This is a genomic window from Parasediminibacterium sp. HNIBRBA5674, from assembly GCF_056745525.1.
On sequence record NZ_JBQWIE010000113.1, the window covers coordinates 1 to 408 of the forward strand.

The window sequence follows — 408 nt, forward strand, 5'->3', positions numbered from 1 at the left end:
GCCCTCTTTAGAAATATTATCACTTACCCAATACCAATAAACCCAAGGTTTTAATGTGTCCTGTGGGTTCGCAAATGCATTTGCAAAAGCATCGTTGGTTGGGGTAATAGTTGCACTGCTATTTTGTTTGACAGGGCTACAACCAAAGTAAATAATAGTAGCAGCAAAAACAACAACTAAGGCAAACGCCTTTTTAAAATTCTTTTTCATAAAGCACTAAAAAAATTGAATGAAAACAATCGTTATTGTAAAATTCTGAATGTAAACCCATTGCTAGTTTGTGCCATCCTGAACAGTTATGGAAAACGGGATAATTGCTATAACTTATTTTCCTTTCGGTCCATCATAATCGTAGGTAAACCAGTCTACATCTACAAACCCTTTTTCTACCGCATTTTTGGTATAAAA

Annotated in this window: 1 protein-coding gene; it reads right to left on the minus strand. The window is 34.8% G+C overall.

Translation table 11 applies throughout. The features are described from left to right. On the minus strand, nucleotides 1-210 hold a 210-nt coding region (locus ACT9TX_RS18495; RefSeq protein WP_481340609.1), incomplete at its 3' end, for a hypothetical protein. Between the last annotated feature and the right edge of the window lie 198 nt (nucleotides 211-408).